The 9,701-nt window shown below is 58.9% G+C and carries 8 protein-coding genes; 1 reads left to right on the top strand and 7 read right to left on the bottom strand.

Annotated features, from left to right (window positions below; all coding sequences use genetic code 11):
- From A3A5_RS0106655 to A3A5_RS0106635, 6 genes are all read right to left on the bottom strand, one after another.
- Positions 1-371 (bottom strand): transposase (locus A3A5_RS0106655; RefSeq protein ID WP_018309829.1); only part of this gene is annotated, 371 nt, incomplete at its 3' end.
- A gap of 415 nt (positions 372-786) precedes the next feature.
- Positions 787-1,800 (bottom strand): IS110 family transposase, encoded by a 1,014-nt coding sequence (locus A3A5_RS0106650; RefSeq protein WP_018309828.1) that lies wholly within the window; start codon positions 1,798-1,800, stop codon positions 787-789.
- A 306-nt stretch (positions 1,801-2,106) separates the two neighbouring features.
- A complete protein-coding gene (locus A3A5_RS0106645) occupies positions 2,107-3,129 on the bottom strand; it encodes an IS110 family transposase (protein WP_018309827.1) in 1,023 nt (340 codons plus the stop codon).
- A 583-nt stretch (positions 3,130-3,712) separates the two neighbouring features.
- A complete protein-coding gene (locus A3A5_RS40820) occupies positions 3,713-4,627 on the bottom strand; it encodes a pyridoxal-phosphate dependent enzyme (RefSeq protein WP_081623814.1) in 915 nt (304 codons plus the stop codon).
- Positions 4,628-4,656: 29 nt separating this feature from the next.
- Entirely contained in the window at positions 4,657-5,985 is a 1,329-nt protein-coding gene (locus A3A5_RS0106640) for an MFS transporter (protein WP_018309826.1), read from the bottom strand.
- A gap of 48 nt (positions 5,986-6,033) precedes the next feature.
- Positions 6,034-7,113, bottom strand: coding sequence for a succinylglutamate desuccinylase/aspartoacylase family protein (locus tag A3A5_RS0106635; protein ID WP_018309825.1), 1,080 nt, complete (start codon positions 7,111-7,113; stop codon positions 6,034-6,036).
- A gap of 152 nt (positions 7,114-7,265) precedes the next feature.
- Here A3A5_RS0106635 and A3A5_RS0106630 point away from each other — a divergent pair, with 152 nt between their 5' ends.
- A complete protein-coding gene (locus A3A5_RS0106630) occupies positions 7,266-8,171 on the top strand; it encodes a LysR family transcriptional regulator (RefSeq protein ID WP_018309824.1) in 906 nt (301 codons plus the stop codon).
- Positions 8,172-9,294: 1,123 nt separating this feature from the next.
- On the opposite strand, the gene A3A5_RS37765 is transcribed toward A3A5_RS0106630, so the two are convergent.
- A partial coding sequence (locus A3A5_RS37765; protein ID WP_018309822.1) for a hypothetical protein occupies positions 9,295-9,701 on the bottom strand: 407 nt, incomplete at its 5' end.

The following is a 9,701-nucleotide window of genomic DNA, read 5'->3' as shown; positions in this document are numbered from 1 at the left end:
CGACGGCAGACATTGCGAATGCCCGTGCTGTTATCCCTGCGGAAGTCTGCAATCGTCTTGAAGTCCGGTGCCAGTCGACCGGTCAGCCACATCAGCTCTATGTTGCGTTGGCATTCGCGCTCCAGACGGCGACTGGACTGGACGCGGTTGAGGTAGCCGTAGATGTATATCTTCAAGAGGACGGCAGGATGATATGAGGGGCGACCTGTAGACGAAGGATTGGCACCCTCGAACCCGAGCGACTCGAGATCCAACTCTTCAACAAACGCGTCGATGATCCTGGCGGGGTTATCCTCGGCGATGAAATCATCGAGGCATTCTGGAAGCAGCGTAGCTTGCTTACGGTCTTCTCCCTCAATGAATCGCTTCATCCGGTCCCCCAATCTGAATGCGTTGATCCAGTCTAGGTGATCGAGACGTTTTCACACACCCTTATATGGACACCGCCCGGTTTGCCAAGTCGATCTTGTTGTGATGCCTTAACGAGGTATCGGCTGCAGTCTTATACATGGCCCCATCCCTCTTTGCCAAATGACTTGCCCTACGGCGCACAGGAGATGGATTGCATATATACATACGGCCTGTACGTTGGCGCTCGTACGCGCCTGGCCCCAATGGATTTCGCTCGGTGACCCCTTCATATATCCACGGCCTTGTAGGCCCTAAGTCTGCGCAGGATCTGTCACCGACGGTCCAACCTGTTTGCCATTGAGTCAAATCACTTGTGCAATCGATGATGGGTTCAATTCTTCCTTCCGTTGCTGGATCTCTGTTACAGAGCGAGTCTCACGCGAGTGCGTAGTCTTGCTCCTTGGCTAACAGCACCCAGATTGTTCGGGCGGTCTTGTTCGCCAGTGCCACCACGGCGATATTCATGCCGCGTCTGGAGCGCAGCTCGTTGATCCAGCGGGATAGTGCATCATGGCGGTTGGGTGCCTGTTGTACAACAGCACGAGCCCCATGGACGAGGAGCATGCGTAGGTAGCTGTTTCCCCGTTTGGTGATGCCAAATAGGCGTTGCCTGTTACCGGACGAATGCTGGCGAGGAGTAAGGCCGAGCCACGCCGCGAATTGTCGTCCATTCTTGAACGCCCGCGCATCCCCTGCGGCAGCAACAATCGCTGTGGCGATCATCGGTCCGACGCCGCGGATCTTCTCCAGTCGTTGACACTGAGCGGAAGCCCGATGAATCTGGCGAATTTTATTGTCATATCGCACGATCTGCTCATCGAGTTGCTTGAGCCGCTCGTACATGTCGCACACCATTCCCCTGGTGAAGTCTGTCAACTCCGTGGTCGTGTCGGCGATGATCTCGGGGAGGTGCCGTTGCACTTGTAAAGGACTCTGAGCAATGACGATCCCATACTCGGCGAGCAATCCACGAATCTGATTGATCTGGGCGATGCGATCACGCATCAGCAAGCTTCGGATGCGATGCATGCATTGAATGTCTTGTTGCTCGATGCCATTGATAGCTACATAGCGCATCGTCGGACGGGAAGCTGCTTCGACGATTGCCTCGGCATCATTGCAGTCGTTCTTCTGAGATTTGACAAACGGCTTCACGAACTTCGGAGCAATCATCTGAACCTGGTGTCCCATCGCCATGAAGCGACGCGCCCAGTAGTGAGCGCCCCCACACGCTTCCAGGACAATTCGACAGGCAGGGAGGCGAACTATTGTCTCCAGCAGCTTTGAGCGACTTACCCGGCGACGTAGCACCGGCTTGCCATGCTCGTCCACCCCATGGATTTGAAAGATGTTTTTCGCAAGATCGATACCAACAAGCGTGATGCTCATGATGGACTCCCAAGTAGCCTAAGAGCTACGTTTCCATGCCCCGGTCTATCGAGACTCCATGGTCGCATGGAGTCTCGATAGACCGGGGAGGGATGGGGCCATTCCACTATATCCGGCCTGTTCTGCAAGCCGTAGCCTGCGGGCCCTGATGGAATTCGCCAGGAACGTCCTCATCTCGGCCACGCACTTTTAAGCGCAAGGGTGTGTTCAGGTTTGCGTTCCTGCGGTCCGACCTGTTTTGCCATCACATGGAAATCAACCTCAGCAACCTATCGGTACTCCAACGCTATGCTTACTGCTGAACTACTACTCGGGCCTCAGGCTGACGTAATGCTTATCGTATGTACTGCCGCGCGCCAGAATGGCCCATGCCGTGCGCGCCATTTTATTGGCCATGGCCACAGCCACAACATTCGCTGGTCGTCGCGCCTGTATTGCCTTCTGCCAACTCGTCGGGACTTTCGCGTGACACATTACAGAGCGCGCACCATGGATCAGGAGTGTGCGCAAGTACGGATCACCTCGTTTGGAGATTGATCCCAGCCGGATCTTTCCACCGGTGCCAGTTTGCCGGGGTACCAGCCCCAGGAACGAGGCAAACTCACGGCCAGACTTGAACGCCTTTGCATCTCCAATTGTGGCGACCAACGCAGTTGCGGTGAGCTTGCCGATGCCGGGTACTTCAGCGATGGCGCGGCACGCCTCATCCTTCTTGTGCCAGAAGCTTATTTTGCTCTCAAGCTGGTCAATATCCAGCTCGATGGCGTCAATACGCGTCAACTGGTCCTGCAGACTGGTGATCATGGTTGCCGGCAGGGCGTCTTCGAGCTCCGCCATGTGTGCCCGGATCTCAGTAAGTCCGGCCACGCGTCCGGCGCGGAACGACACACCGAACTCGTAGAGGAGCCCTCGCATCTGGTTCACCTGCATGGTCCGAAACTTGATTAGCAGCGAGCGCATGCGGTGAAGGGCGAGCATTGCCTGCTGGTCTTCGGTTTTGGCCGCTACCGTTCGCATCCCTGGCTGGTGCACTGCCGTCCAGATTGCTCGCGCGTCCGCCGCATCTGTCTTATTCGTTTGGACAAATGGACGAATGAACTTGGGATGCAACAGCACTACCTCGTGCCCAAGCGCCTTGATCTTACGGGCCCACCAGTGCGCACTGCCGCAAGCTTCAAGCGCCACACGGCCCCTGGACCGCTGCGCTAGAAACGAAATCAGCTCGTCACGTCGAAATCGCCGATTCGCTATCTCTCCCGTTTGCGCGTCGACCCAGTACATCTGAAAGAGCTGCTTTGCAACATCCAGTCCATATGTCGTAGCATTCATTTTGGCCCTCCGTTCCTCGAGTGGAAGTGTCGAATCTCCACTCTGGCACATTGATGCCGTTTGGTTCTGGAGGGCCTCCATGTTCCTCCCGCGCCCTGCGTCCCCTAAGGGAGGGCGGTGTCCATTCCATCTCGGTCGTTGGATAGGGGTAGGAAACGGCGAGCGCCGTCCCCTCCCTCCGAACCCGGTGTGCGGTTTCTGTCAGCGGCCGACGCGTTGCCGGATGACCGACTCTGCCAATCCCTGCATCAAGCACGGTACTCAGATCGGTAAGACCGGCATCAAACCATCGCTCGGCGCGCCGTGCCACCGTTTCGCGTGCTACCCGGCGCCCGTTGCCATTTACTTGACGAAGACGCCGACGCTGGTCACTGCGCTAGTTGTGCCAACTCCTCCCGCGTCAATGTTGATTTCATCGCTTTGGCCTTTTGCGACACGCGACCCTCCGTGATGGCGCGTTTCGGGCCAGTTTGGGTCGTCCAGGGCTAGCTCGACGAATGTCCGAATCAGCCCGCAAGCGGGACATTGTGAGCGTATTGCATCGCCCCATCTGGCCTTGCGCCCACCGGGGTAAAACCTTTCGCTAGGTGGGCCGCCATGCCAGCAGATCCGCCACTGTGGAGCAGACTCCACCGCAAACGACCACCAAGACGTCTGCACCCGCGTTCAGTTCTTGGACATCGTGGTCCAGCGCTGCCAGCGCGGCGCCACACGCAGGCTCGACTAACACACGATGCTCATCGAGAAGTCGAAGGCAAGCAGCCACTGCAGCGGCATCAGATACAACCTCGCTGCGGATCGGATGACGTTTAGCCCAGTCGACAGCTTTTTGGCAGGGACTCCTGGCGCCAAGCGACGTCGCTATGCTGGTAATTTCTGGCAATGATACCGGCTTACCCTCAGCGACGGATGCGGAGTAGCAAGCCGCACCGTCCGTTTCCACCGCAACCAACGGGACGTCGCCCCAGCCATTGCGCATCATCCCCGTCAGTACGCCGCAAAGCAGACCACCTCCACCCACAGATAACAGTACGGATCCCGGCTTGACTCCAGCTTGTGCAACCTCGTCGATCAGCGTCGCATGGCCTTCCCATAGCAGCGGGTCGTCGAAGGGATGGATAAACGCTGTATGCTCAGTGAGCAGTGACATGGCATATGCATTGGCTTCCGCCCACGATTTGCCGTAGACAACGAGACTTGCCCCTTCCAGCTCGATCAAAGCCCTTGCCCGAGCAGATGTGCTTTCCGGAACCACGACCGTTACGGGCACATCAAGCATCCGCCCGCAATATGCGACAGCCAGACCGGCGTTGCCACCTGATGAGGAAACGAAATGCTTGGCGCCACGCTCCAAATGCCAACTGCACGCATATGAAATGCCGCGCAATTTGAATGAACCAGAAGGCTGCAGAGCCTCCATCTTCAGCCAGACTGTTTTGCCCAGACGGACGGAGTTTGACTGCGAACGCAGCAGCGGTGTATTGATATACAGAGTCATAGCGGTTCAAATGGAAGTGCAGAAGTGATTCAGGCAGGTGTATCCGAAGCTGGCGTGACGCCCTTAGCACGGGTCGCCGCACCAATGGTGCGTGTGGACCAAGCTAGCGCCAGCAAACTCAAGGCCGCGCTTGCGGAAACGTACCAGGCCGGCGCGGAACCACTCTCGCAAACTCGGATGAGCCAGGTTGCGATAAGGGGAGCAAAGCCACCGAAGACCACCACGGCGGCGTTGTAGGCGATCGATATACCGGTGGACCGGACTTCCTGCGGGAACAGCTCCGCCATGGCAGCCGGCGCGGGGCCGGCGATTACCGCGACGAACATTGCCATCCAGAGTTGAACGCAGATCAGCATCCCAAGGCTTGGGAAACGCTGGAGAGATACGATCGCGGGATAGCAACTCACCAGTATTCCGGCAATGCCCACCAGAATGATCCGGTAGCGGCCCCAACGATCCGAGAGGCTGCCGAACAGCGGTGCGAGGACAAGCAGCATCACCAGCCCAATCGCATTGCTGGCCAGCGAACTGGACAGCTCAATATGCAATTGTGTCGTCGCGTAGGTCGGCATATAGACCAGGAAGAAGTACGAGCAGACCGTCCAGACGGTGGTAATACCCAAGCCTGCGACGGTTTCGGCGCGGTGATCGCGAAGCACCGACCTTAATGGAGCGCGACGACGTGCCCGTGACGCCTCACTACTTGCGTGCTCTGGCTCCGGCAACTTTCGCCGAATGTACCAGCCGATCGGTCCGATCACCAACCCCAGCATGAAAGGGAGGCGCCAGCCCCATTCGTTCATCTGCTCGGCCGTCAGCGTCGACGACAGCAGTGCCCCGAGACCGGATCCAAACAGTAGTGCAGTGGACTGAGCTACTTGTTGCCAGCTTCCATATAAGCCTCGGCGGCTGTTGGGGGCAGACTCGATCAGCAGGGCCGTCGCGACGCCCATCTCCCCACCCGCCGAGAAGCCTTGGATAAGCCGTGCGGCAACGATCATGAGAGGTGCCCAGATTCCTGCTTGCGCATAGGTTGGGGCGAAAGCGATCATGGCGGTACCGATGACCATAAGCAAGATCGTTAGCGATAGCGCCGCGGATCTGCTATGTCGATCCGCAACCGCCGCCAGCATCACCGCACCCACAGGGCGCATGATGAAGCCAACGCCAAAGGTCGCGACCCCTAACAGCAGGGACACCGAACTCTCGTCCGACGGAAAGAAGAGTTTAGAAATGGTGAGCGCGAAGAAGCCATATACGGCGAAGTCATACCATTCGAGCGCGCACCCGACAACGGCAGCAGCTATCGCCTTCTTTTGAACCGCATCGGGCCCATGATGTGTTTTCAATTCGCCCATAATGTCTCCTCTTGTCTTATGGATATCTTTTGCCCGTGCCCCAGCCGATCAGTCTCTGCTCGCCATCTCGGCGCGTGAGGCAACGACTGCACAGCAGTTCCCTTGCCGCACAAGGCCGGGTTGTCGCTTCGCGTAAAAAATTCCGCTTTGCATGCACTTGAGGTCGAGCGGCACTCGGCCGGGATCGCTCGGAAAATGGATTCGCCCTGCCACCTGCCCGGCTTCGACCAGTTCTCCGATGGAGAAGAGCGGTTCGAACACACCATCCGCGTTGGCGATCACGTAGGCTGCGGGGCCCGCCACTTTGTAGAGCATCTCTGCGGGAGTCGGTGTCGCGGGCGTGACGTCTTTCAGGGCCCCTAGATGGCTCAGGACGCTGGCGACGCCACGCCGGCAAATGGTGAGCGCCTCGCGCGAAACGGTCCCTTGCCCTGCCATCTCCACGCTCACCGTAGTCAATCCAGCCGCCATCGCCGCACTGGCGGCAGTACGCGTGTCCCCCAGGTTGTCCAAAAGGACCGAGACTGGCGCACCAAATGCCGCTGCGGCCGCGAGATTACGCTCGGTGTGCGGCGCATCGCCGGCGCAGTGAACGATGCTGCTAGGGAGAATGTCTAGTGAACTGCCCCCTGAATGAAGACTGATGAAGGCATCGCTCGCGGCCATGAGAACATCATTCACAAAGGCTGCAATTTGCTGGGTCACGGAGCCGCTCGGATCCCCCGGAAAGGCCCGATTGAAGTTGAGCCCGTCAATTGGTGAGTTTCGCTTGCCCGCGTTGGCGGCCGGAAGGTTGATTGCCGGGATGACGATCAACCGCCCCCGGACCCTGCGGATATCGAGATCCCGGATGACCTCACCGAGCACGAGCTGCCCTTCGTACTCATCGCCGTGATTCCCTGCCTCCAGCAGCACGGTAGGCCCGTCGCCATGCTTTAGCACGGCGATCGGGATCCGTGTCGTACCCCACGCGTCATCGTCAGGCGAGTGAGGGACATAGAAATAGCCCACCTGCCTGCCCACGCGATCAAGGTCGACATCGCTGAAAACCAGGTGCTTTCGCGGGGTCCTTTCACTGCTAACCGCGAGAAGGGTCTCGGGGAGAGATTCTCGTGAATCATGCGTCATCGCTTGCCTGCCGTTGGTTGCTCATCGGAGATAGATCCGAAAGATAGACGTGCATCGCCATACTTTCAAATACCTGATGGTTACGCTTGCTATACTTTCCAGGCATATATAAGGGGGGCTACCTTATTTGCCCTCACGCGGCGGAGACAGAAATGCAGACGATCGAGATACGCCATTTGCGCTACTTCATTGCGGTGGCCGAAGCGCGAAGCATCGTTGCGGCGGCCCGCACACTGAGCATCGTGCAGCCTGCGCTGTCACGTCAGATCAAAGATTTGGAGAGCTACATTGGCGCGCCGTTATTCGTACGGCATGCAAAGGGGGTAAGGCTCACCCCCGCTGGGTTGAGCTTTCTGAATGACGCGAAGCAGTTGCTGCGCAATACCCTTGAAGCGCGCGACCGCGCGCATCGTATCGGGCAAGGGCTCGGTGGAACACTGAAAATAGGCGCTCTGCCAAACTACCTGGTCTTGCCGGAAACACTCGCAATCCTCAAGGACTTCCGGGAACATCAAGCCGACGTGGTGCTTTCCGTCGAGCCAATGTTGTCTTTGCAGCAGGCCCAATCTATCCGGAGCGGCGAGTTGGACGGCGGCATCCTGGCATTTCGGTCCAAAGACGACCCATCGCTTCAGGGCATCCGTCTCCTGCGCGAAGGCTTCGTGCTGGCCATGCCTGCCATGATCAAGAACTCAAGGATTGCCCCAAAAAAGCTGGCAGACGTCGCTGCGGAGAAATTCATCTGGTTTAGCCGGGACCGATCTGCCCCGCAGCATGACGCGCTGATCGCCGACTGCGCCAAGGCAGGCTTTGTTCCGCACATCGCCCAGATCGGTGCCGATATCCCAACCATGCTCGGGCTAGTCGCCGCGGGGATGGGATATGCATTCGTGCCGGCCAGCACGCGGACGGCGTGCCCGCCGTCCGTAGATCTGTTGCCGCTCAGTGGACTGGACACCGAGTTTGACGTCGAGTTCGTCTATAGCCGGGATGCGGAGTCTCCGCCTGTCGATCGATTCGTTGCATCGGTTCGCAAGGTGCTCGGGGGCCACCCCTAGAGACACTCGGCCCGCCACTGCGGCGGTCTCTTTCCAGGCTTCGGTCACCTTCCCATCATCACTCGAACGGCAAAAGATCGGTGTGGAATGTCTGAGAAGGTCGGGAGGAGCCGACCAGCCCCAATCGCGCGCGGCGACGTCAAATACCCGAAATCGAACCGCAAGGTGCGACACTATGACGACCGCCGCCCTGCTTGACGCGACACGCACGGATGATCGAATCACTCCGAGGAAAATGTTGCACGACTCGACTAGTGCCCTCTAGCTTAGTTAAAGGTGCCCCTCGCCGACCGCCCTAGGCCATGAATATCTACTATGTCCGCAACGTAGCCATCTCGTCAGGGGGGCGCCGGCTATCGTTCGCTCCGACCATCGCTAAGTAAGTCAGATACCGTCGTCGCCCCATGCGGCCCTGCGCAAGCCCGAGTAGTCCCGGTCTGTACTCCTAGCCCAGACGTAACCAATGGGGCCGGCCGCTATTCGCGACCATTTTGAGGTCTTGTCGCTCAATAACGAGCGCGCCGTCGAAGATTGCCTTGAAACTCTGGCGCAGGCCCGCCTGAGAAAATCCGGAGCGCCTGCCGGGCACGCTCACGCTCGGCAAGCAAATCCACCCGCCCCTCCAACCGCGCCAACACCTTACTTTGGTCGACGTCCCCTTCCTCGCGCGCCACGACGCAAGGGACAGTCGTTACATCAGGTCGGTTGATCATCGATAACTCCGTCATCATCGCTGCTTCGCCACTCGGCAGCGACGAATCCTTTCATGAAACCGCCGCGCAGACGCGATCCGGGTCATGGTCACTACCGCCGTCGGCTTCTGCTGCCTAACGCGCTCCGCACAGGAAATCTTTTCGACGGTCGAAATCATCGCCAAAGCGAAACCTAGTCCAGCCGTAGGATTTGGCGACAAGGCCAACTTCGACTGGATTGGCGGCCGCCACAATGCGCTGCGCGGTTTGCGGGCGCTCGGCTTTAAGGGCACGCCAGGCCGTCACACAGTTTCGCTCGCCGAAGAGACCCGCGCCCTTGTCGAGCTAGGCGAGCCTTTGCTCCTTCCCAGGGCAGTTGTACTAGGATATGCCCGCAACCATCTGTCGCGCATGCGCGTCGGAGCGATCGCTTATCGCTGCCCAGTCAGGAAGTCTTCCCAGTCCCACGCGTATGCCGAACCGAAAGCAGGCGTACTCGATCCACGCAAATTGTGCATAAAGAACGTGCGGGTCGGCTCGGGGATATCGTCAAAGCGGACGTACGGCCAAGGGCCATCGGCGTCGTGGATGGGAATCGGCGGGATGGTCGGCCGCGGAGGCAGTTCCTCCTTTCCCGTCTGCGCCACGGCAATGCTGCGCGCGACCAGGTCCCAGACGCTGGCGGACCAACGCGGATAGTCCTGCAGCACACCGGTCCAGACCTGGTCTGGCAGCAGATCCTCTTCCATATCAATTTGATAGTCGGCGAGCGCGCCTGAGCGCGCCCGCCCAATGTCGGCCGTCGCCACCGTTCGGCGGCCGCGAGCATCACCGCCCG

This window comes from Cupriavidus sp. UYPR2.512 (genome assembly GCF_000379565.1).
Classification (GTDB): Bacteria; Pseudomonadota; Gammaproteobacteria; order Burkholderiales; family Burkholderiaceae; genus Cupriavidus.
This window is presented reverse-complemented; position numbering and strand designations above follow the sequence as displayed.